This is a genomic window from Gangjinia marincola (assembly GCF_039523415.1).
Classification (GTDB): domain Bacteria; phylum Bacteroidota; class Bacteroidia; order Flavobacteriales; family Flavobacteriaceae; genus Gangjinia; species Gangjinia marincola.
On the sequence record NZ_BAAAFG010000014.1, the window covers coordinates 76,797 to 99,593 of the forward strand.

Here is a 22,797-nt window from a genome sequence, read left to right on the forward strand (position 1 = left end):
TGTGCTGGCTTCATGCTGCCCATCAGTAAGGTAATCATTGGTAAAGTAGCTAAAGGCGTTAGGAACTGGATTGAGATTAAGCGAGAATTCCTGCAGGTCATGCCCGTAGGTGAGGGTGACTTCTTCACCGGCTTGCGGCAGACCAAAGTGCAGGGTCTTACCATCGTAGTAAAACCATTCGCTGTATTGAGCGGCCAGTCTGCTGGCATATTGATAAGCGCTTTCATGCTGTTGTACGCTGTAATGCAGCGCTTCGCTGTAGACAGGCTGAAGGCTTAGCTCCAGCTTTCCCTGATCGTACCCCTGGAAGGTTTGGTGAAGAATATCTTCTAATCCTACGTCGTTAAAAGAGGCATAGTGTGGTCCATCATCTGCCAGGATGCTACAGCTCTGTGCTTTGATGGTAACCAAATCTCCCTGATGGGCATGAAATCCTTTGGTGCTGTTGACGGCTGTGACGACTCCTTTAAACTCCAGGGTTTTGTAGTCTTGAAAGTCGGTGAGGGATTCAACCTTCACGGTAAGAAGTTCCCCTAGGAAGTTTCGGCTTTCCTCGGCGAGTTCTGCAGAGGCTTTTTCAAGTACATCCATACGGCAGACCAGTTCAAGGTAGTGATGAGCATCTAAATCCTGCCGAAGCATTAGTCGCTTAAAAGCATGGATGGGATTACCACCAATAAATACACGGGTGTTGGATTGTAGTGCCATAGGGTAATTATTTATTTGTCTGTTAAGAAATTAATCAAAAAAGGTAGTAGTTAAATAGAATGAGAGACCAATTATTCTTTAGTACGTAAAGAAACCAGGTCAATTCATACTGTAATATACAATCGACAAGAATATTTATGATCACTGAAAACAGTTAAAAATTCTTGTTAGGAGGCTTCTACAGAATAACTCAATATGCTGTAGTTTTTAATGTCAGAGACTATCCAGCGGTTCTCGAAAGGTACTAATGGTAATATATAGAAGTAGTGTCATAGTAAAAATTAGATGTGAGAAAATCTATACTTAATAATGACCAGCTTTAAAAGATGGCTAATGATTTAACGTAGGTTTTTATTATTATTACTTAAAATTAGTAATTTTTATCTAGCTAATATCTTATTGGGAACAAATTTGAACTTAATGGTCAAAATTTAACATAATGTTTTTCTTGCTCAGGGTTAGAAAGGAAGTATTTATAGCATGATGAAGATGAGATTTCTGCTTACGAAGAAAAGATAGGACCGTACGCCTTCACTCCCGAAGCTTCAGCGGAGGAGCAAGGCAGGCATCTTTTCAATTTATTTATGGTATACTTATAATGAGATTCTTGCCTGCGGAGGGATGACAATTAAAAGTCAACCTTTTGAGAGTTTATTGTTTAATTTCTGATAAAATCCAATTGACGTTTATTTCGATTTCGCCCTCAATTTCGACTTCATTCAAGCACTTCTACGTCGATAAATACATTACGCATGGGCCATTCACCTTCATCGGTGGGGAGTTGAGCGATTTGATCCACCACATCCATTCCGCGAATTACACGCCCAAACACTGTGTGCTCATCATCTAAATGATGCGCTCCGCTTTTAGGCTGTACAATATAAAACTCATATGGTGAGGAAGCCTTGCTCATGTTTTGTTCTGTGTATTTTGCTGCAGCAAAAGCTCCACGGTGATGGCGATATGCAGGATAGAACTCGGCCGGGATAAGATATTTTCCCAGCTGACTTCTCATTTTTGCTGTAATGACCTTATCGCTATTTCCTCCTTGAATGACAAAATTAGGCACCACACGATGAAAAAAGGTTTCGTTAAAGTAACCCAGTTTTGCTAATCGTATAAAATTAGCACGGTGCCAAACTGTTTCAGGATAGAGTTGCACATCAATATTGCCTAATGAGGTGATGATGCGAATGTTCATTTCGGGATTTTCTTCAGCATATTCTTCTAAAAAAGGTTTCAACTCTTCTTGAGAAACTTTCTCCCATGCCAAATAGTTTGGTTGAGGTTCTACTTTTTCTACCTCTACCGTTTTTGTATCAGTGGTTAGCGTATCAACCTTTTTTGAGGTAGCTTCGAGAGGTTTTGACTTGCTTTTGCTATCTTCACATGAGCTTAAAAATAACAGAGTTACTATAACACTAATCAGGCGAAGGTTTAATGACATTTTCAGCATTTAAAGAATTAATTTCAAAAATAGAAAATTCTACACTTCCGGGGCGTGCTGCCCAGTTGGAAATGGCACCCATAGAGCGTGTAAAAGAGTTAAAGGATATTGATGTAGAAAAACTTAATCCGCGTGAAGCGGCAGTACTGGGATTATTCTACCCGAAGGCTGAAGAAACTCATCTGGCACTTATTTTACGTAAAACATATAAAGGCGTACATTCTGCACAAATAGGTTTTCCCGGGGGCAAAGTTGAACCTGAAGATAGGAACCTACAACAAACGGCACTACGTGAAACCGAAGAGGAGGTTGGCGTCACTCAAACTGATGTGAGTGTATTTAAAGAGTTGACCAGGGTGTATATTCCTCCATCCAATTTTTGGGTACAACCTTATCTAGGTACTGTGGATTATTCTCCAGAATTTGTAGCTCAGGAGAGTGAAGTAGAAGACATTCTTGAAGTAACACTAAAAGATTTTTTAAGTGATCAAAATCGCATTGAACAGCGTATAACAACCTCATACGCAACAAATATCAATGTTCCAGCCTTTAAACTTAATGGTCATATTGTTTGGGGTGCTACCGCTATGATGCTTAACGAAATTAAAGCTTTACTAAAAAAGCAATGAAAGCTTACGTGGTTTTGTATATTTGAAAGTCAACACAACTATTTTCTAGCACTCTATGGGGTTATTCAAAACCAATCCATTTGGACATATCTTATTTTTAAAGCGTCTCATTATCATGGTTATGGGCGCATTGAGTCACAGGCGTTACCGTGGATTCAATGAACTTAAAATTGAAGGTTCTGATTTGTTAAATGAACTTCCAGATAATAATGTATTGTTCGTTTCCAACCACCAAACTTATTTTGCTGATGTTGTGGCGATGTATCATGTGTTTAATGCCGGACTTTCAGGTAGGGATGACAGTATCAAAAACATAGGATATTTATGGAAACCCAAACTCAATTTATACTATGTCGCCGCTGCAGAAACCATGCGCTCAGGTTTTTTAGCTAAAATATTAGCTTATGCAGGAGCCGTTACTGTAGAACGTACGTGGCGTGCCAATGGTGAGGATGTTAATCGTCAAGTTAAGTTAAGTGACATTAGCAATATAGGTAAAGCCATTAAAGATGGTTGGGTGGTAACCTTTCCTCAAGGCACTACCAAACCCTGGAAGCCTATTCGAAAGGGAACGGCGCACATTATCAAAACCTATAAACCTATTGTAGTCCCTGTAGTTATTGATGGTTTTAGGCGTTCTTTTGATAAAAAAGGAATACGCGTTAAGAAGAAGAATATTCTTCAAACGATGGAAATAAAGCAACCCTTAGAAATTGATTATGATAACGAATCTATTGATAGTGTGGTTGAGAAATTGGAATATGCCATTGAACAGCATCCCTCATTTTTAAAAGTAATCCCTCAAGAAGAGCTTGAGGCCGAAGAAGAACTCAACAAAAAAAGGCAGTGGGAGTATTAGTTGGTAGTCCTTGATTGATAGGCTTTAGTTGGTAGTAAGTAGATTTAGAATTACACCTTTAATGTCAAGAAGCTTAACTTCAATGCTTAATCTTGAACTTTTAACCTTCAACCTTTTGAGTCTAATCTTCAATCCGTTTCAATTCCTTATAATTTTTATTTAAGCGACGGACTAAAAATCCATAGATCAGTCGATAGAAAAGTAATAAGATACCAACAACCAAGACCAAAACGATAGTGAGAATAATAACCATTCTTGTTATGTCGATCTGTTCAGATTCTGGGAGTTGAAAGGTAATTAAGATAGAAGAGATAATAAGTCCAAGAGATAGAAATAAGATATTAAACCAAACGTAATAGCGTACTGTTTTTCTTGTTTTTAGAATGTTTTTCATAAGTACAGCAGCAGAATCGGTTGCTTTAATTCTTTTGTAATTCAAGTAAAACCAAACCATAAAGAATAAAATACCACCGTAATAAACTACTGATAAAAATAAATTCCACCCTTCTAATCCGTAAGATGAAAACGATTCATTTTGATCCGTATATTCAAAGAATATCGATACACCAGTCCAAAATAAAAACTCAATCACACTGATTAAAAAGATCCATTTAACAATGGATGATGATTTTTTAAGGAGCAATGGATAAATCTCTTTAGCCGATAAGTGCGGGAGCTCTTTTTCCTGCTGCTGCCAGTCTTTTTTTAATAATTCTAATCCGTCCATGTTGTTATGGATTTAGTACTTTTTTTAATTTTCCTTTGATTCGATTCATCTTCACACGCGCATTTACTTCACTAATCCCCAGCGTCTGTGAGATTTCACGGTAGTCTTTATCCTCTAAATAAAGCAAGACCAGCGCTTTGTCAATATCATTTAATTCCTTTACCGCCGCATACATAAGTTTAAGTTGTCGCTCAGTCGTGTCATCATATTCTTCTGCACTTATCTTAAAGCTTACTCCTTCAAAATCCTGAGTCGTAACTTGTCGTTTGGACTTTCTGTATAATGTAATGGCAGTATTAAGTGCGACACGATACATCCAGGTACTAAATTTAGCATCACCTCTAAATTTGGGATAAGCACGCCATAACTGTACCGTAACCTCTTGAAAAAGATCATTATGCTGATCGCGGTTATTGGTATACATACGACAAATCTTATGCACAATGTTTTGATGCGCTTCAAATTGTGTGACAAATTGTTGTTCTAAGTCTTTACTCACGTTAGCTGGCTGGTTATTGCATTGGTAGTGGTCGCGCTAATTTTGTTACACTAAGATATAATTTATGTTCACGCTAACATTATTTCGTTTTCGCGGAAGGTATCTTTGTTATATCCTGTTAAAAGTGCCCTATGAATATACCACAAAGTACCTTACCCCGAGTTGTCATTGTAGGAGGTGGCTTCGGCGGAATAAACTTAGCTAAAAAGTTACTCAAAGAAGACATCCAGCTGGTGGTGTTAGACCGAAGAAATTACCACACCTTTCAGCCCTTACTATACCAGGTATCTACCTCTGGATTGGAACCAGATTCTATCGCGTACCCGATCAGAAAGATTCTAAAAAAAGGTAAAAACTGTTTTTTCAGACTCACTGAAGTATTAGAAATCGATCACAACAATAATACATTACATACCAGCATAGGGAGCATTAGATATGATTACTTAATTGTTGCAACGGGAACGAAAACGAACTTTTTTGGCAATGAGAGTATTAAGGATAATGCGATCTGGATGAAAACCGTCCCTCAGGCATTAAATATTAGAAGTTTGATTTTGGAAAATCTGGAGCAATCTACCATTACAGATGATCCTGAAGAGCGAAAAAAGCTGCTTAACTTCGTAATTGCCGGTGGTGGACCCACGGGAGTGGAACTTAGCGGCGCATTAGCCGAATTGAGAGCACATGTGCTTCCAAATGATTACCAGGAGATAGAACCTTCAGAAATTCGAATACATCTGGTTGAAGGTTCTGACCGACTGCTTCCACCTATGAGCGAGTATGCTTCCGCGAAAGCGAAAGAATTTTTGGAGAATATGGGAGTGAATATCCACCTAAATACGCAAGTCACGGGATACGATGGTTCAACGGTTAGCACCAACAAGGATCGTCTTAGTTTTGATGCGGCTACCTTTATTTGGAGCGCAGGAGTAACAGGAGCAATTATTAACGGGATGCCAAAAGAATCCATTCATAATAAAGCCAATCGCTATTTAGTGAATGAATTCAATAAAGTAAAAGGGACGGACAATATTTTTGCTGTAGGCGATATAGCGCTAATGAAAACAGAAGATTTTCCTGAAGGACACCCACAAGTTGCACAACCTGCCATTCAACAGGGAGAACACCTGGCAAAAAACGTTAAGCGCTTACTTAAAGGTGAACAGCTAAAACCGTTTAAATATTTTGATAAGGGAACCATGGCAACCGTTGGCCGAAACAGGGCGGTGGCAGATATTGGTAAAATTAAAACCGGCGGATTTATCGCCTGGTTTATTTGGATGTTTATTCACCTATGGTTTTTGGTAGGGTTTAGAAATAGAGTCGTAACCTTTTTTAACTGGACCTACAATTACATCAACTTTGATCGTGCTGCGCGTTTGATCATTAGACCATTTAAAAAATATAATTCCCTTACCACTAAAATTGAAAATGTAGATGCGGGTTCTTAATGCTGTAACCACCGTTTCTTTAATAAATCAGGTGACATAATCAGACAAATTACTTGTATTCCTTAGCAAATACTATAGCTATTAAAATATATCTCATCCGTTTCATTGGGAAGATTTAATAAATTTCAATTCAGGATATAAATCCTACGTTTGAGCCATTCATTTTTAATATTGCACAATCTAATGATCATTTTTGATGCATCAAATCAATCTGATCATGAAAACGCTGTTTACATTACTTGGTATTTTAACTATCCTACAAGGACACGCGCAAACATCTATCAACGGCATTGTTACCGATAGTAAGGGTAATGGACTGGAGGGAGTAAACGTATATTTAGACGGTACATACGACGGAAGCACCACGATTGATAATGGAAGCTTTTCATTCACGACCGAAGAAAAGGGAGAACAACTTCTGATCATCTCTTTTTTATCCTACGAGACGAAATCTCTACTATTAGATGTCAATCAAATGTCAAATTTAAGCGTTGTGCTAAAGGATGACGTAAGCACACTAGATGCGGTGGTTTTATCTGCCGGAACTTTTAAAGCTGGCGATAATAGTAAAGTGTCCGTATTAAAACCCTTGGATATTGTTACTACTGCCAATGCGCTTGGGGATGTATTTGGTGCTTTTCAAACACTACCGGGAACAACTACGGTGGCCGAAGATGGCCGACTCTTTGTGCGAGGGGGTGATGCCAACGAAACCCAGATATTTATTGACGGGATCAGGGTATTTGCTCCCTACAATCCAACACCTAATAATACGCCGACTCGCGGCCGTTACTCACCCTTTCTTTTTGATGGGATTACGTTTTCAACAGGAGGATACTCGGCTGAATACGGTCAGGCACTGTCTGGGGTCTTGTTACTTAATACGATCAATGAACCCGATCAAACCGAAACCAATATTCAGATCATGAGCGTAGGTGGCGGACTAGGGCATACCCAAAAATGGGAGAAGCGCTCCTTGAGTGTCAATGCGACCTACATCAATCTTGCGCCTTACCTGGAGTTTTATGATGACCGAAATGATTGGCAAAAACCTTTAGAAAATTATGCCGGTGAAACGGTATACCGCGAAAAACTTAAGAATGGACTCTTTAAATTCTACACAGCGTTTGACGGGACTAATTTTGAATTGACCCGTGAGGATATCAATGTACCCGAAGGAATCCCATTTGCTCTTGACAATGATAACCTGTATCTCAATACGTCCTATCGCGGGATGCTATCTGATACCTGGTCGCTTCAAACCGGTGCCAGCTATAGCTTTGCGCGAACACAGTTAGACATTGATGAAGCCACGGTAGATAATCAGGAGCATGCGGCACACCTTAAATTAAGGGTCAAAAAGAACTTTAGCAATCGGTTTAAACTCTATGCCGGGGCAGAACATTTTTATAATGATTTTGACGAAGATTTTGCTCAGCCGGATTTTGCAGATAGCTTTGATTTTGAAGGAAATATTTCTTCCGCTTTCGCGGAAGCTGACATCATCTTTTCTAAAAAGTTAGCGTTAAAAGTTGGCGTACGCGGAACCTACGATGATGCAGTCGATGAAACTGAAGCTGCTCCCAGAGCATCCTTTGCCTATAAAACGGGTAAGAACAGTCAGCTGTCTCTAGCATACGGAGATTTTTACCAGCGACCTATTAGTAATGTGCTTAAGTATCAGCCCACGGTAACCAATGAGCGTTCTTCTCATTACATTCTAAATTATCAGTATAATTTTGAAAACAGGTTGTTTAGAGCAGAAATATTCCGAAAAACCTACGATGATTTGATCACCTTTGATACCCGGGAACCTTTGCCGATGAGTGAGTTTGAAAATGGCGGTAGCGGTTATGCCCAAGGATTAGATATCTTTTGGAGAGATAATAAGAGCATTAAAAATCTGGATTATTGGGTGAGTTACTCGTATTTAGATACAGAGCGAAAGCAATTTAATTTTCCGTTAAAAGCAACGCCCAATTTTGCAAATAAGCATAATTTTAGCTTAGTTACTAAATACTGGATCGAAGATTGGAAAAGTCAGGTAGGATTTAGTTACCAATTAGCCAGTGGCAGATCGTATACTAATCCTAATGAACCGGGATTTTTACAGGAGACCACTAAACCTTTTCAAAGCCTGAGTTTGAACTGGGCGTATTTGATCAGTCCGCAGAAAATACTCTATGCTTCGGTCAACAATGTATTTGCGTATAAAAACATTAATGGTTATCAATATGCAGATACACCAAATGCTGAAGGTGTTTTTGATAGAAGAACCTTACGACCAAATGCAGATCAATTCTTTTTTGTAGGATTTTTCTGGACGATAAGTAAAGACAAAACGAAGAATCAATTGGATAATTTATAGTCCCGCTTTTCGGCTGGCGGAGCTGCTTTTAATTAAGATGAAGCAAAAAATACATATTATAACCTTAGGAGTTCAACGTTTAGGCAAAACGCTGGCATTTTATGAAGAGGGATTGGGCTGGAAAAGGTCTGAAGCAAGTAAAGAAAAAATCGTCTTTTTTGAAACCGGTGGTATAGTCATTGCTTTCTTTGATAAAAGCGAATTGGCAAAGGACGCTAATGTTGCAGATGGTGTTTGTGAATTTTCAGGAATAACCATGGCCTATAATAGCAAGTCAGAAGGTGAAGTGGATGAGGTAATGAAAAAAGTTGAAGGTTTAGGCGCAACAATCATTAAACCTGCTGAAAAAACATTTTGGGGAGGATATGGCGGTTATTTCAAGGATTTAGATGGTCATATTTTTGAAGTAGCCTATAATCCCTTTGTTGAATTTGATGAAAATGATCAAATTATACTATAACACACACATGAATTTTAACTAGAATGATATGAAAAGAAAAATAGGATTAGTACTCATTACACTTGTGTTTTCACTAACGGTACAAGCGCAAAACTCGGTTTCTGTTGAGGTGAGTAAGATAGATTCAAGTGAGGGTACTATCATGTTGGCATTATATGCCAATCCAGATAATTTTTTAACCGATAAGGTTTTCAAGGGTGGAAAAATAGCAGCAAAAAAAGGAACTGTAACCTACACCTTTGACAATGTTCCAGATGGTGTTTATGCAATAAGCCTATATCACGACGAAAATAGCGACGGAAAATTAAATACCAATATGGTAGGTATTCCAAAGGAAGATTATGCCGCCAGTAACAATGCTAAAGGTTCTTTTGGTCCCCCAAAATGGGCCGATGCGAAGTTTGAAGTTAACAGAAAGGATGTGATGCAGAAGATTGAGTTGTAAGACGATCTCAATTTGTAAGATAGTATTTTACATCAATCAATTGTAAACTTTCAGGTCCACCTAAACCTATGTCAGGAAACTCTTGATCATAAGTCAGAATACAATTAGCGTTTGCATCTATAGAATAACAGGGTTCAATGGCATCACCAGAATAACTCCCGGTTGATTGTATTCCATCATCATTAAGGATGGTAAGAACGGGAACTCCATTGACATCAAAATCATTATTATTATTTAATTGAATCTCAAACTTCCAACTTGAAGAATTATTTCCTGTATCAGCGATGTATTCAAACAGCAATACCTCATAAGTGAAATTCTCTAGTTCGGGTGGAGATTGTAATATTTCAACCTCTTCCGGCTCAGGGAAATCACAAGGAACTTCTTGTTCAATTATGTTAGTGTAGTATTGGTTTCCTATAAAATAACCTTGTGGTATTTCTATAATTTTAGCGCAATCTTCATCACTACTGTCATCGTCAGACTTACAAGTTATAATGATTGATCCCATAAGGATAATTAAAAATATTGATAACCGGCGCTGATTCATAATTAATAAGAATTGAACTTTTAACCTTGATTTTTATTTACAAACATATATAAATACTCTTATTATTCTAACAATTTTTTTCTTTTCCAACCGATATTTCAACTCTTCTGCCTTGTCCCGACCTGTCCCATAATTGGGATCCAGCGCGATGGCTTTGTCTAAATATGCCAGGACTTGACTTCTGTATTTTTTTTACGGTGTTGATTCGCCCATGCCCAATAGGTAAAGCTCATCATCTTGAAATCAGCATAGGCTGGATTTTCGATATTTTACTTTTGCGGTAAGTACCGATAGTGTCCAATAATCTTATACTTGAATAAGATGTCTTCCAGCACCTGACCCGCCCCTATGTTATGTACAATGAGATAATTCTTAGCGCCTTTAGAACGTTTATTTGAAACGATGCCGATGTGTGTTATAGCTCCGCCCAAATTCCAGGCCACCACATCACCGGGCAAATAATCTTTTGTGTTTTTGGTAATAGGAATCATAGCTCCCTGGCGTTCAAAATAGGTCATTAAATTAGGAACTCGCCGGTGATCTATATTGGTGTCGGTTGAGGTCAATCCCCAAAGCGGCGGATAGGCATCAAAATTAGCGTTCATATCTTCATGTACTTTTTGTTGCAAGTCAACGCCCAGTTTTCGGTATGCCCTTATGACAACATCTGTACACACTCCCTTGTCTGCAGGAACATCTCCATTTGGGTAGTCCATAGCAAAATATGCGGGATCATACGTGACATCATCTTTGATTAGCTCTACTGCACAGGAAGCCAATTCCTCACCGGTGAATAAAGTTTGACCAACGCTTATGTTAGCTAAAAATAGGATTACATATACGTAACGCGTCTTCTTCATATGTTCTAAGAACGTAGAATAAGGTGTTTTTATATAATCATCCCCGATTTTCGTTATATTTAAACTAAATATTCTTTGATGAGAGCTTCTCTAATTTTCCTTATGATGTTGTCTTTGCTAGTCACTTCTTGCGATCGGCAAAAATATCCAAAACAACGTAAAGCAGTGTCTAAGGCCTACGCCAAGGTCCACAAACCCAAAGTTGAGCTTAAAGAGAATCGGTATAATGTAGCCTTTTTGATCATGGATGGTGTGTATAATACTGAGCTTACCGCACCTTACGATATTTTTCAACATACGCAGTATCGGGATAGTATTAAGCCAATGAATGTGTTTACAGTCGCAAATACCATGGATCCTATTCGGACATTTGAAGGCATGTATATTCTGCCCGATATGGATTATACCAAAACCGATTTACCTAAAATTGATATTTTGGTAATCCCCAGTGCAGAGCATCATTTAGACACAGATTTAGAGGATAAGAAGATGATCGATTTCGTTCAAAAAGTCGATCAGCAAGCATTATTTATAACGTCACATTGCGACGGGGCTTTTGTATTGGCACAAGCAGGTTTGTTGGAAGGAAAAGTAGCTACCACTTTCCCCAGCGATGTAGAAAAAATGAGAGAGATGTTTCCCGGTGTAGATGTGCGTGAAGATGTCTTGTTTGTTCATCATGGGAAATACATCACATCTGCCGGCGGAGCAAAAAGCTTTGAAGCAGCCTTATATCTTGCTGAACATTTATATGGTGAGGATATTGCCCGTTCCTTGGCTAAAGGATTGGTCATTGACTGGGAGTTAGAGGAGGTGCCACATGTATTGGTTTCCAAAAACGAAAATGATTAGAATTGCTTTACAAAATCAATAAACCTGTCTAGGTCATGTTGTGTAGTGGCTAATCCAACCGATACCCGTATCGCACCGCGCATTTTCTTTAGCGTGGCGATCATGTCGTAGTAGTCGCCTGTTGTTCTGCTGGTGAAGTATTGGGATAACTCTTGCATCGTGAGGCAATTGTTTACTTCATCTATGCCGGGATTACAAAAACATCCCGACCGCAATGAAATCATTTCATTGTTTGCCTTTTGTTCTACTTCTTCAAATGGAATCACCACTCCGTTTTCAGTTAAAAAAGTCATGATTAATGTACCGCCAACATGGTTACGATCTTGTGGACCAAAAAGTTTTAGTTTTTTAACGTGATTAGCGTGGGTGAGCTTTGTAAGTCGTTCAAACAAATAGGTAGAAAGAGATACTACACGTTCGTGAATACGCTCAATGCCGATCTGATTAATATAATCTATGCCTATACTTAATGCAGGGATATCTAAGTAATTGATAGTACCGTTTTCAAAACGTTCATGATTACCGGCTAAGTAATGGTGTGGAGCCATGACCGAAGCCAAGGTAACCGTTCCCCCTGCAAACCATTTTTTTTCTAACAATTCAAAGGAGTCTTTGTGCATCAGCAGACACCCTAACCCTGTGGGGTAACCAAAGATTTTATAAAACGAGATCGAAACAAAATTTGGATTTACCTCACTTAGATCTAGTTTAGAACTGGGTGCGTAAGCTGCGGCGTCTAATAAAACATCCCATCCTTTTGCCTGCGCTTTTTTGATCCAGGATAAATGATGTTGCACTCCAGAGACATTAGATTGTGCAGGAAAGGCAAACAATTTATGCTTTCTAGCTTCGCTTTTAGACAGTGCGTCTTCCAGAACATCCTGATCAATCCTAAGATCGTCATATCGAATCGGCACGTACTCAAATGCAGCGTGACTACGCTTACAGTACTCCCTAATGCCGTTAACTGAGTTATGATTATCTGCCAATAATAAAAACTTCCCCTCTTCGCAAAATGGGTAGCATTCTCCCACTATTTTTAATGCCCCGGAAGCATTTTGGGTGAAAATGCAGTGGTCGTCTTTTGCATTAAAATGATCGATTACTTTTTTGCGGGCTTCTTCGACCAGTGAAGTCGCAAGCTGGGAGGTAGGATTGGTAGAGTGGGGTTTCCAAACACATTTTTAGACAATAACTCCTGATGCTTTTTTAGTTGGCTAGCTGCATACAAGTTACCACCGGTATAATCTAAGTACACGTGACCATGCGTATCTAAGCGATTGTATTCCTTTGCCCGTAATGTATTGAAATAGTCATTATGGACTAGCCTAGAGGTTGAAGAAGATTTTGGCTTGAATAATTGTTTAAACATGGGTTTATCAATTAGTGCGTAGATCGTAACCTAAGTTAACAAGAATTCAGTTTGATGGCCTGGTTGGGGATAAGATTTCGTTAAAGGAATAGAATTAATGGGTCAAGTAATATTAATGCCAAAGCTCACTGTAGATTCATCCATGGTTTTTAATACGTTTCTATTATTATTGTTTGAACCTAGGCTACAACTCACTACCTAAATTCAACAATTGAGTCAATCACTTTATTACATAAGACATTCATCACGTAGTTTTACACCAACAAATATGACCAACTATGAAAACAATTGTATCCTTTATTTTAGTTAGTTTCTTCGGAATAATATCAATTATCGGTCAATCTTCCTACGAGAAGGGAATGGATAAAGCGTTTGAACTTTGGGAAGCAGATCAATACGACCAGGCTTCTAATCTGTTTGAACGCATCGCTAAAGCCGAAAAAGACAACTGGTTACCCTACTTTTATGTTGCCGAAGTCAACATCGCCCGAAGCTGGTCAGAAAAAAATGAGCAAAAACTTAAAAACCAACTTGACAAAGCCCAAGAGTATATCAATTTCGCCAAAACGTTTAGTGAGAATAATGCAGAGCTCCTTAAATTACAGGCAGAACTCTATACAGTATGGATTAGTTTTGATGGGATGACCTACGGGATGAAATATTCTGGTAAAGTGAGCGAATTGTACCAAAAGGCATTACAGTTGGCACCAAAAAATCCGCGGATTATCTTGGCTAAAGCGCAATGGGATATGGGATCAGCTAAATATTTTGGTCAACCGGTTGAGCCCTATTGCAAAGATATTGAACGTGCGATAGAACTTTTTGCTACCTTTAAACCTCAAGGTAAATATGAACCTACAAGTGGAGAAGAGCGCGCTAAAGAGGCCTTAAAACAATGTAAAGCAGAATAATGAATTTAATTAAAGAAATAGGAAAAGGATTCTTCATTGGGAACTGTGTTTTCTTGACGCTGGTCATCATATTATACCTAGCTGGTAATGACATTGGTCTAGATGAAGCTCTTTGGATACAGTACTATACGGCTATTATTTATTCCACAGTCCTTTACCTATGCAATTTTATTTTTTTTAGAGCATTCATTAAAAATTACAAAGATAAAATTTTCACGCTTAAAGTATTAAGCATGGGTTTGGTGGGAGCAATTTTGATCTCTTTTATAGGGATATTTATTCTGCATTTCTTTTTTGATGTAATTGTTGATGGTGAGAATATCGTTGACTTTATCGAAAATGAAAATCTGGGCATGTACTGGATTTCAATATTGATCTCTATTGTTGCAACGATTATTTTTTACATCATTTATTACTATAAAAGCCGTCAGGAAGATAAAGTCAAGGTGCAAAAGATAATTGCGGGAACAGCCTCGGCTAAGTTTGATGCACTTAAAAATCAGTTAGATCCGCATTTTTTATTCAATAGTTTAAATGTATTAACCTCATTGATTGAAGAAAACCCTGATCAGGCGCAAAAGTTTACGACTTCGCTATCTAAAGTCTATCGCTATGTGCTTGAACAAAAAAGTAAGGAACTGGTCACGGTTGACGAGGAATTGGCTTTCGCCAAAACCTATGTACGCCTTTTAAAGATGAGGTTTGAAGATAGTATAGTATTTGAGCTTCCGGAAGAAGTAAGTAATCCCGAAGCTAAAGTCGTACCACTTTCGCTGCAATTATTATTGGAAAATGCCGTAAAGCACAATATCGTTTCCGCAGAAAAACCGCTGCACATAAAGATTGAAGAAGAAAACGGATATCTGGTGGTTAAAAACAACCTTCAGACCAAAGAAGTAATCAAGAAGAGTAGTGGAGTGGGATTAGTTAATATCACCCAACGCTATAGTTTATTATCCAAACGAGAAGTCGGAATCTTTAGCGATGAAAAACAATTTTGCGTTAAACTCCCTATGCTCACCAAAAAAATAGAATTCATGAACGAACCAACGTATATACACACTAATGATACTACTGCGTATGAGCGCGCTAAAGAACGCGTAGAAGAACTCAAAGGTTTCTACATTCACTTTTCGATTTATCTTTTGATGATCCCTGTTTTTATCTGGATTAATACTCAGTCAACCAGCTTTCCATGGGCTATTTTTCCTATCGTAGGTTGGGGTTTTGGTGTAGGAGGTCACGCGATGGAAGTATTTAATTATAATCCAATTCTGGGAAAAGACTGGGAGGAAAGACAGATCAAAAAATACATGGATGAAGATTGATTCATTTAAGCTCATTTAATAAAAACAACCAACTTAACATAAACTATCATGGAAAATATAGACAAGAATACCATTAAATATGCGACGGCAAAGAAGCGTGTACGTGAATTAAAAAAATTCTACGGCAAGCTGGCGACCTATCTTATTTTCATTGCCATTTTTGCAGGGATAAATTATTACACGAACGAATGGAGAAACGCCTGGTTTTTATGGATTGCCTTATTCTGGGGGATAGGTATTGCCATCCATGCGGGTAAAGTTTTTGGGTTTGACATGTTTTTTGGAAAAAACTGGGAAGAACGCAAAATCAACGAAGTAATGAATAAGGAAGAAACTGAAGAAGCGAATAGATCCCGTTGGGAGTAAAATACGTAGTATGGAGTATATCATGAAAAAAGAAGAAAGTAAATACATCAAAGCAAAAAAACGCGTCAAAGAAATTCGGGACTTTTATGGTCACATCATGCTGTATGTGGTGGTTTGTTCAGCCTACATCATCTTTAACTTAGGATATTTAGACAATGGCAGGATTTCGCAGTACTTCCCCTGGTGGACTGTTTTCACTATGCCCCTAGGATGGGGAATAGGGGTGACAGTTCATGGATTATCGGTCTTTGTATTTAAAGGAAGCCCCTTAAAAAAATGGGAAGAGCGTAAGATCAAAGAATTTATGGATCAAGAGCAGCGTGAGCGTCTTAAATAAAAGCATTGAGAAAGTTCCAAATACACTAAACATTGAAACACATGAAAATACTAGTTCAAATCATAGTACTGTCCTTAACGGTACATGTATTCTCTCAAGATAGGTTTGTGATAAACAATGCCACTGTGTTTGACGGAGAGGAAGTATACCAAAACACGTCAGTTCTTGTTGAGGATGGTAGCATTAGCAAAGTCGCCAAAAAGATCAAATTCAAAGGTGAGGTCATCGACGGAACGGGTAAATTCTTAATGCCTGCCATGATGAATACGCACGTCCATGCCTGGTCTCCGGCTTCAACCCGAGAGGCTGCTCAAAACGGCATTTTACATCTGTTCGATATGCACGGGATGGAAGAGATGCAAAAAGGTATGAAAGCGATGAATGCAGATAGTACTTCGGCGCGGTATCTTACCGCGGGATATGCGGCTACCGCAAAAGATGGTCATGGAACGCAATATGGTTTTCCTGTACCGGTTCTTGAAAAACCCGAAGATGCTAAACAATGGGTCAAAGATCGTGTAGATGCAGGAGCTGATCATATTAAAATTATTGTAGAACCCTGGAAAAATACATTATCTTATGATGTCGTAGAAGCTATTATAAACGAAGCACATACGCATGATAAAGTGGCTGTAGTACATGTTTCCCACTTAAAGGATGCTGTGGCAGTCCTTAAACGTGGAGCCGATGGTCTCGTACATATTTGGGACGATGAAAATATGTCCCCTCAGCAGCTTATAGAACTTACTAAAGAACATGACTTCTTTGTAATTCCCACGATCATTACAAATTATCTGGTTCAGGAAGCATATTTCAATAAAACCAAAGAGGAAGCCACCGAAAAACTAACTTGGTTACAAAGAGAAACAAAAGCCCTCTATGACGCCGGTATTCCTATCCTTGCAGGGACAGACCCGCCAAATGCAAACATCAACTACAGTACGGATTTATTTAAAGAAATGCAATACTTTAAGGATGCAGGAATTCCTGCACTAGGCGTATTAAAAACAGCAACCTCTAATCCTGCAAAACAGTTTAAGCTTGAAAAAGTAGGATATATCAAACCCGGGTTCACGGCAGATTTAGTGCTGCTGGATAAAAATCCGCTGCTTGATATGAACAATCTATCTACTACCTTGCACGTGTGGAAAGCCGGCAAGTATGTAAAATAAATTAATAGTCAGTATCCAATGGCCATTAGTGAATAACTTGTCAACCTGAGTACTTCGGCCATACTTGGCACAGGCTTTATCAAAGGGAATCACCAATCACAAATTACTTATCATGAATACGATCATAATTGAAGATGAAAAACCTTCAGCACGACGTCTAAAACGTTTAGTGGAAGAACTGGGGGCGGAAGTAACCACTATGTTACATTCGGTAAAAGAATCCATTGAATGGTTTTCTAAAAATACACATCCTGACCTTATTTTTTTGGACATTCAGCTGAGTGATGGCTTATCCTTTGAGATTTTTGATGAGATTGACATTAAAAGCGCCATTATTTTTACCACAGCCTACGATGAATACGCGCTCAAAGCCTTTAAACTAAATAGTATTGACTATTTGTTAAAGCCTATAGACGATGAAGAACTGGCTGCTGCGGTAGAGAAGTATAAACATAATCACCGTCAAGCGGAAAATATTAAAGTTGATTTTGAAGATATTAAAAAGTATTTGTCTAATCCGGTAGATCGGGTGTATAAACAGCGCTTCACTGCAAAAGTAGGTCAACACCTGAAGGTATTTCATGTAGACGAAATCGAATGCTTTTATTCTGAAAACAAAGGGACCTATCTTTATACCGTTGATAATCGTAATTATCTCATTGACACCACGCTGGAACAACTAGAACCAGAGCTACCTCCACATACTTTTTTTAGGGTGTCCCGAAAATTCATCGTCAATGTCAATGCAATTAAAGATATGGTGAGTTATACGAACAGCCGACTCCAGATCAAACTAAATCATTTTAGTGAACATGAGATCATTGTAAGTAGGGAGCGTGTCAAGGACTTTAAAGAGTGGTTGGAGAAATAAAATAGTCGTCCATTGTATTATTTCTTAAAGACTTATTTTTGCGCCTTCTTAATCAAAAAGTATGACCTGGATTTACGTGCTGGATCTGTTTGGCACCATGGTATTTGCGATAAGCGGTGTACTCACTGCCATTGATAATAAGTTTGATCCAGTGGGTTCGATTATTATTGGTGCGGTAACTGCGATAGGAGGTGGTACGCTTAGAGATGTGCTTATTGGCGAAACACCTGTAGGATGGATGAAAGATTTAAATTACATATACGCCATAACTATTGCTGTGATCTTGTCTTATATTTTCAAAGGTGGTATTTTAAAATTAAAGAAAAGCATGTTTCTCTTTGACACTGTGGGGATAGGTTTGTTTACCATTTTGGGTCTTCAAAAAACCTTGGGAGTGGGTCTCTCGATTCCTGTGGCGCTATTAATGGGAGTAGTCTCTGCGGTGTTCGGCGGAGTCATTCGTGATGTGTTGACCAATCGCGTTCCATTGATATTTAGATCAGAAATATATGCCACTGCTTGCTTGGCGGGAGGAATAGTATTTGTTGGATTTAGTTATTCAACACTGCATCCAAATTTAGCCATGGGTATTTCAATGCTCACAGTCATGGTCATACGTTATTTGGCCATTAAAAATAACTGGAGCATGTCTCAGCAATAATTACATCACTTTATTGGCTAAATAGCGCTGTACCTCATACACATCAATGCTCTTATTGAATTTTTTGCTTACCGTGGGTATATTCTCACTGCTGATCCAAATCTTGAGTTCTGCATCCAGGTCAAAGGTGCCGGCCGTTTCTAAGGAGAAACGGGAGATGTTTTTATAGGGCATAGATTTATATTCGGCCTTGCTTCCGGTTATTCCCTGGATGTCTATTAGAATAAGGCGTTTATTAGTGAACATAAATACATCCCGCAACAATTTAAACCCCAGTTCTACTTCCTCATCTTCGATAAGGAGTCGGCCGTATTTTTCTGTTAACTTTTCTGAAGAAATCTCACTGGCATTTCCCAGTATTTTATTGAATAGGCCCATAGCTAGTTTGTTTTTAGTTAAAAGGGACTGGTGCAACGCTGAGTTTATTTTCTGTAATCTGTTTTCCGCCGAAAAAATCTACCACGGTTTGTTGAATTTCATCTGAAGCCATGTACAAATCGTGCCCGGCATTCTGCACAATAATATGCTGCCCATTTTTAAAGTGTTTAGCAATCTCCTTAGCTGCAGGGATGTAGGTTCTGCCATCCAGATCACCACTTAGTAATAATGCCGAAACGTGATTCGTTTTAAGCTCCCTAAAATCATCTGGAAGCATCTGATAGGGTAGGCTGTTCATCCATTCGTAAGCTAAGAAATTTACTCCGTCTCCTAAAAGAGCCTCGTTTACCTGTTTTTCATATAGTTTTGATCGTTCGCGGGAAATTCCACTTTGTAAGTCCATCGCGATAGGCATTAATCGCTCTCCTCTAAACATCCAACGTTTTAAAATCTCCACCTTTGGAGCGATTTCATCGTAATTTCTATTACTCATATCTGTATAAAGCTTGGATAATGCTTTCGAATTATTGGGGTTTTTAAGATAGAAAATAGCAATAGATTGCTGTAGTTCAAACAGGCTTATCCCGATATGCGCAGTATCTCCTCGTCGTGTGGTATAGGTCAAAATTTTATCATTATTCTTAAATTTATCATGCACCGTGCGAATGGTTTTTAATAATGCTGGATACGTAGGTTGCTCACCGTAATTTGTCTCGGCCCGCTTACTCAAACGCTCAATAAAATCATCGGTATGCTGTGGTAATTTTATGGTTTGATCGGGTCCTTCAAGACTTGCTAATACAGCGCGATCCACCTTGTCTTCATACCGTCTGATGTATTTAAAAGCCAAATGGGATCCATAGCTAATTCCCCAAAGCGAAATTTTTTCAGCAGTAAGCACTTTTCGGAGAGCTTCAATATCGGCAGCACTTTCCGCCGTATTAAATGCATAAAAATCCTGGTTGTTCTCTTTCCAAAACTCTATACACTTGGTGTACATCGCGATGGTTCGTTTTACGTATTCGTCTTTTAAAACCGGCCGGTCCACTGCGAAAGACAGTTTTTCATCACAATTTATCGGGCGATAGGATAAGCCGGTGCCGCGTTGGTCAAAGGCAATGACATCGCCTACTTCGCGTAACTTCATAAATAGTTCAAAGCGATTTCTTTTGGCAGTTTCAGATCCTGATCCGCCGGGTCCACCGGCCAAATAGACGATGGGACTAGCTGGGTTAGGGTTGGTCGATTTAAAGCGAATAAAAGACAGGGGAATCGTAGTGGTGTCTGTATTGCTTCTGTTTAAGGGAACTCGAAATGTACCCAGCTCTGCTTGAACGGTGTCATTCGTTTTAGAGATAAATTCATGCGGTTGAATGGTAAGCTCTTGCCCCTTTAAGGAGCAATAAGAAACAATGAAAAATAGAATAAAACACCTTAAATGGATCATTTTCGCATTTGATTTAGTTACTAAAGGTAGAAAGTATATCGCCTACAACTGTAATTTTAACAGAGAAAGCTATCTATGCGATTGAGATTTTAATCGCGAGAATTTAGCCTTTGGGTAGAAATCAACTCATGGTAGATAATATTTTTTTCTTACATCAATTGACAATCAATATAATCGGTAAGTATATGAAACAGGAGTCCGATGCCTATTATTCGATACGGATTTTTAAACAACAGCAGTGCCACATATCCTACAATAGCATAAGAGGTATGTAGATAATGAAATCCTATGCTACAACGATCCGGATCAAAAATAGGCGAAGCGAACAGATGATCTACATCTACCAGCATGGTAGCCAGTAAAATGAGATAGGTTTTCTTCCATGTTGTTCTGTAAAATACCCAGGCTATTCCTAGCGGAAAGACAAAATGCAAAAAATAATGAAGAATAGTAGGAAAGACCATTAGCCTACAATGATACATATTATTTCAATGTTCTATTTCAAATATTCGACCTCCTTTAAACTGGAAATATTCCATTTTTGATTATTTTTGACAGGTGAATTTTAAAGAGACAAAGTATGTAGTAGTGGATGTAGAGACCACGGGTGGGGTACGCTACGGGCGAATGACAGAGATATGTATCGTTACCATCGAGAATCTCAACGTGACTGATGTGTATACCTCGCTCATTAATCCTCAAGAACTTATCCCTAGAAACATCATTGCGCTAACGGGTATTACCAATGAAATGGTGGCAGATGCTCCAACCTTTGAACAAATTGCTCATGTCATTGAAGAAAAGACAAGGGACGCAATCTTCGTGGCCCACAGTGTTAATTTTGACTATGGCTTCTTAAAGAAAGAACTCAGTTTTGTGGGTATTCCCTTTTTAAGAAAAAAATTGTGTACAGTTCGTTTAAGCCGAAAATTGATCCCGGGATTACCCTCATACAGTTTAGGGAGGTTATGCAGATCTGTGGGAATATCTTTAATAGGTGCACACCGCGCCGAAGCAGATACGCGTGCAACAGCAAAACTGTTTTTAAAATTACTGGCCATTGATGAGGTTGATGATTTTGAAGTCTTCGCGAACTACAGTAAAAAAAGCACGCGCCAGGGAACGCTACCTCCGCATCTAAAAACCAAAGATTTTGAGCGTCTCCCTGAAACTCCGGGGATCTATCTATTTAAAAACCAAGCGGGAAAGATATTATACGTAGGTAAAGCAAAAAACATCAAGTCCAGGGTTTTATCACACATGTATGCGAAGGCACAAAAATCCCTTAATCTATGCAATGCGACGCATCAGTTGGATTTTGTAGAAACGGGCAATGAGCTTTGCGCTTTGTTATTGGAGGCAGATTATATAAGGAAGTACTATCCGCCATTTAATCGTGCTCAAAAGCGCCCCGTGAACACCTATCAAATCATATCTTATGTCAATCAAAAGGGAATTATACAGTTAGCCCTGGGAAAGAGCAAAAAGAAAACAAACTCTGTGCTTACGCTATATAATCGGGAAACAGCAACCGAATTACTCATGAGACTTTGTGAAATGTTTGAGCTATGTCCGCGATACTGTTCACTACAAGTAACTTATGGCGAATGTTCTCATTATAAAGTTAAACATTGCAACGGGATTTGTCGGGATAAGGAAGAGGTTGAAACATATAATCTGCGCGTAGCGGAAGCTTTGCGATACATAGAAAATCAACAAGAGACCTATGTAATTACCGATAGAGGACGGACACCGCAGGAAAAAGCAATTGTACTAATTGAAAATGGAGAGTACCAGGGATTCGGCTTTATTGACCAAACTGAAACGATTACCGAGTTCGACGAATTCAAAGGGTATATAGACCGATACAAAAACAGCTATCATACCACCCAGATTGTTTCAGCATACATGAGGAATAAGGTAATAAGTCACGATATCATTCGACCGAAAGTTGGAGAAATCTCATTATCATTATTATAAATAGCTGTTAATTTAGTGACTTTAAGAATATTTCTAAGACCACGGAATAAAAAAAACTTTCCCTATATATTTGAGGCAACGCTTTTTCAGTTTCAAGCGTCTATAAACATAGAGCAACT

26 protein-coding genes are annotated in these 22,797 nt (G+C 38.6%); 15 read left to right on the forward strand and 11 right to left on the reverse strand.

The annotated features are described in order from the left end of the window. On the reverse strand, positions 1–708 hold a 708-nt coding region (locus tag ABD000_RS07225), incomplete at its 3' end, for a contractile injection system protein, VgrG/Pvc8 family (RefSeq protein WP_343765321.1). A gap of 715 nt (positions 709–1,423) precedes the next feature. Continuing rightward, a complete protein-coding gene (locus ABD000_RS07230; RefSeq protein WP_343765325.1) occupies positions 1,424–2,155 on the reverse strand; it encodes a peptidylprolyl isomerase in 732 nt (243 codons plus the stop codon). On the opposite strand from ABD000_RS07230, the gene ABD000_RS07235 reads away from it, so the two are divergent. Both ABD000_RS07235 and ABD000_RS07240 read left to right on the forward strand, forming a co-directional pair. Beyond that, positions 2,149–2,784, forward strand: a complete 636-nt coding sequence (locus tag ABD000_RS07235; protein WP_343765328.1) for an NUDIX hydrolase — start codon at positions 2,149–2,151, stop codon at positions 2,782–2,784. The two genes, ABD000_RS07230 and ABD000_RS07235, sit on opposite strands and share 7 nt — an antisense overlap. Before the next feature lie 55 nt (positions 2,785–2,839). Then, positions 2,840–3,643, forward strand: coding sequence for a lysophospholipid acyltransferase family protein (locus tag ABD000_RS07240; protein ID WP_343765331.1), 804 nt, complete (start codon positions 2,840–2,842; stop codon positions 3,641–3,643). 121 nt (positions 3,644–3,764) lie between these two features. Here ABD000_RS07240 and ABD000_RS07245 read toward each other — a convergent pair whose 3' ends face one another. Both ABD000_RS07245 and ABD000_RS07250 read right to left on the reverse strand, forming a co-directional pair. Then, positions 3,765–4,370, reverse strand: a complete 606-nt coding sequence (locus ABD000_RS07245; protein WP_343765334.1) for a hypothetical protein — start codon at positions 4,368–4,370, stop codon at positions 3,765–3,767. Between the two features lie 4 nt (positions 4,371–4,374). Then, positions 4,375–4,869 (reverse strand): RNA polymerase sigma factor, encoded by a 495-nt coding sequence (locus ABD000_RS07250; RefSeq protein WP_343765337.1) that lies wholly within the window; start codon positions 4,867–4,869, stop codon positions 4,375–4,377. Positions 4,870–5,000: 131 nt separating this feature from the next. On the opposite strand from ABD000_RS07250, the gene ABD000_RS07255 reads away from it, so the two are divergent. The 4 genes from ABD000_RS07255 (at position 5,001) to ABD000_RS07270 (ending at position 9,593) form a co-directional block, all read left to right on the forward strand. Continuing rightward, positions 5,001–6,320, forward strand: coding sequence for an NAD(P)/FAD-dependent oxidoreductase (locus ABD000_RS07255; protein WP_343765340.1), 1,320 nt, complete (start codon positions 5,001–5,003; stop codon positions 6,318–6,320). 217 nt (positions 6,321–6,537) lie between these two features. Beyond that, a complete protein-coding gene (locus ABD000_RS07260; RefSeq protein WP_343765343.1) occupies positions 6,538–8,688 on the forward strand; it encodes a TonB-dependent receptor in 2,151 nt (716 codons plus the stop codon). A gap of 37 nt (positions 8,689–8,725) precedes the next feature. Continuing rightward, positions 8,726–9,148 carry a VOC family protein gene (locus tag ABD000_RS07265; protein WP_343765346.1) on the forward strand — a complete coding sequence of 141 codons (423 nt, stop codon included), beginning with the start codon at positions 8,726–8,728 and terminating at the stop codon, positions 9,146–9,148. Between the two features lie 28 nt (positions 9,149–9,176). Continuing rightward, on the forward strand, positions 9,177–9,593 hold the full coding sequence (locus ABD000_RS07270; protein ID WP_343765348.1) for a DUF2141 domain-containing protein: 417 nt from the start codon (positions 9,177–9,179) through the stop codon (positions 9,591–9,593). A 7-nt stretch (positions 9,594–9,600) separates the two neighbouring features. On the opposite strand, the gene ABD000_RS07275 is transcribed toward ABD000_RS07270, so the two are convergent. Both ABD000_RS07275 and ABD000_RS07280 read right to left on the reverse strand, forming a co-directional pair. Continuing rightward, complete coding sequence (locus tag ABD000_RS07275) at positions 9,601–10,104, reverse strand: hypothetical protein (RefSeq protein WP_343765350.1); 504 nt, start codon at positions 10,102–10,104, stop codon at positions 9,601–9,603. Between the two features lie 308 nt (positions 10,105–10,412). Then, on the reverse strand, positions 10,413–11,003 hold the full coding sequence (locus ABD000_RS07280; RefSeq protein ID WP_343765352.1) for a DUF1287 domain-containing protein: 591 nt from the start codon (positions 11,001–11,003) through the stop codon (positions 10,413–10,415). A 78-nt stretch (positions 11,004–11,081) separates the two neighbouring features. Here ABD000_RS07280 and ABD000_RS07285 point away from each other — a divergent pair, with 78 nt between their 5' ends. Next, positions 11,082–11,855 carry a DJ-1/PfpI family protein gene (locus ABD000_RS07285; protein ID WP_343765355.1) on the forward strand — a complete coding sequence of 258 codons (774 nt, stop codon included), beginning with the start codon at positions 11,082–11,084 and terminating at the stop codon, positions 11,853–11,855. Here ABD000_RS07285 and ABD000_RS07290 read toward each other — a convergent pair. Together ABD000_RS07290 and ABD000_RS07295 are read right to left on the reverse strand one after the other, a co-directional pair. After that, a complete protein-coding gene (locus tag ABD000_RS07290) occupies positions 11,852–12,985 on the reverse strand; it encodes an aminotransferase class V-fold PLP-dependent enzyme (protein WP_343765658.1) in 1,134 nt (377 codons plus the stop codon). The two genes, ABD000_RS07285 and ABD000_RS07290, sit on opposite strands and share 4 nt — an antisense overlap. Continuing rightward, positions 12,958–13,227: a hypothetical protein gene (locus ABD000_RS07295; protein ID WP_343765357.1), complete on the reverse strand. Its 270-nt coding sequence runs from the start codon at positions 13,225–13,227 to the stop codon at positions 12,958–12,960. The genes ABD000_RS07290 and ABD000_RS07295 overlap by 28 nt, the downstream gene beginning before the upstream one ends. Positions 13,228–13,505: 278 nt before the next feature. On the opposite strand from ABD000_RS07295, the gene ABD000_RS07300 reads away from it, so the two are divergent. From ABD000_RS07300 to ABD000_RS07330, 7 genes are all read left to right on the forward strand, one after another. Next, a complete protein-coding gene (locus tag ABD000_RS07300) occupies positions 13,506–14,138 on the forward strand; it encodes a tetratricopeptide repeat protein (RefSeq protein WP_343765360.1) in 633 nt (210 codons plus the stop codon). Continuing rightward, positions 14,138–15,466, forward strand: a complete 1,329-nt coding sequence (locus ABD000_RS07305) for a 2TM domain-containing protein (protein WP_343765363.1) — start codon at positions 14,138–14,140, stop codon at positions 15,464–15,466. Before ABD000_RS07300 ends, ABD000_RS07305 begins: the two co-directional genes overlap by 1 nt. Positions 15,467–15,514: 48 nt before the next feature. Next, positions 15,515–15,832: a 2TM domain-containing protein gene (locus tag ABD000_RS07310; protein WP_343765365.1), complete on the forward strand. Its 318-nt coding sequence runs from the start codon at positions 15,515–15,517 to the stop codon at positions 15,830–15,832. 10 nt (positions 15,833–15,842) lie between these two features. Beyond that, on the forward strand, positions 15,843–16,169 hold the full coding sequence (locus ABD000_RS07315; RefSeq protein ID WP_343765370.1) for a 2TM domain-containing protein: 327 nt from the start codon (positions 15,843–15,845) through the stop codon (positions 16,167–16,169). A 41-nt stretch (positions 16,170–16,210) separates the two neighbouring features. Beyond that, positions 16,211–17,341 carry an amidohydrolase family protein gene (locus tag ABD000_RS07320; protein ID WP_343765375.1) on the forward strand — a complete coding sequence of 377 codons (1,131 nt, stop codon included), beginning with the start codon at positions 16,211–16,213 and terminating at the stop codon, positions 17,339–17,341. A 112-nt stretch (positions 17,342–17,453) separates the two neighbouring features. After that, entirely contained in the window at positions 17,454–18,212 is a 759-nt protein-coding gene (locus tag ABD000_RS07325; RefSeq protein ID WP_343765377.1) for a LytR/AlgR family response regulator transcription factor, read from the forward strand. Positions 18,213–18,273: 61 nt separating this feature from the next. Beyond that, positions 18,274–18,873: a trimeric intracellular cation channel family protein gene (locus ABD000_RS07330; RefSeq protein WP_343765379.1), complete on the forward strand. Its 600-nt coding sequence runs from the start codon at positions 18,274–18,276 to the stop codon at positions 18,871–18,873. Here the strand turns inward: ABD000_RS07330 and ABD000_RS07335 are convergent, their stop codons facing one another. The 3 genes from ABD000_RS07335 to ABD000_RS07345 form a co-directional block, all read right to left on the reverse strand. Beyond that, the gene (locus ABD000_RS07335) at positions 18,874–19,251 is read right to left on the reverse strand and encodes a PH domain-containing protein (protein ID WP_343765382.1); all 378 of its coding nucleotides are present in this window, start codon (positions 19,249–19,251) and stop codon (positions 18,874–18,876) included. It abuts the gene before it with no gap. Positions 19,252–19,264: 13 nt separating this feature from the next. After that, positions 19,265–20,698, reverse strand: a complete 1,434-nt coding sequence (locus tag ABD000_RS07340) for an alpha/beta fold hydrolase (RefSeq protein WP_343765387.1) — start codon at positions 20,696–20,698, stop codon at positions 19,265–19,267. 149 nt (positions 20,699–20,847) lie between these two features. Further along, on the reverse strand, positions 20,848–21,162 hold the full coding sequence (locus tag ABD000_RS07345) for a DUF6122 family protein (protein WP_343765390.1): 315 nt from the start codon (positions 21,160–21,162) through the stop codon (positions 20,848–20,850). A gap of 94 nt (positions 21,163–21,256) precedes the next feature. Between ABD000_RS07345 and ABD000_RS07350 the strand changes: the two genes are divergently transcribed. Then, positions 21,257–22,678: an exonuclease domain-containing protein gene (locus tag ABD000_RS07350; protein WP_343765393.1), complete on the forward strand. Its 1,422-nt coding sequence runs from the start codon at positions 21,257–21,259 to the stop codon at positions 22,676–22,678. Positions 22,679–22,797: the final 119 nt, after the last annotated feature.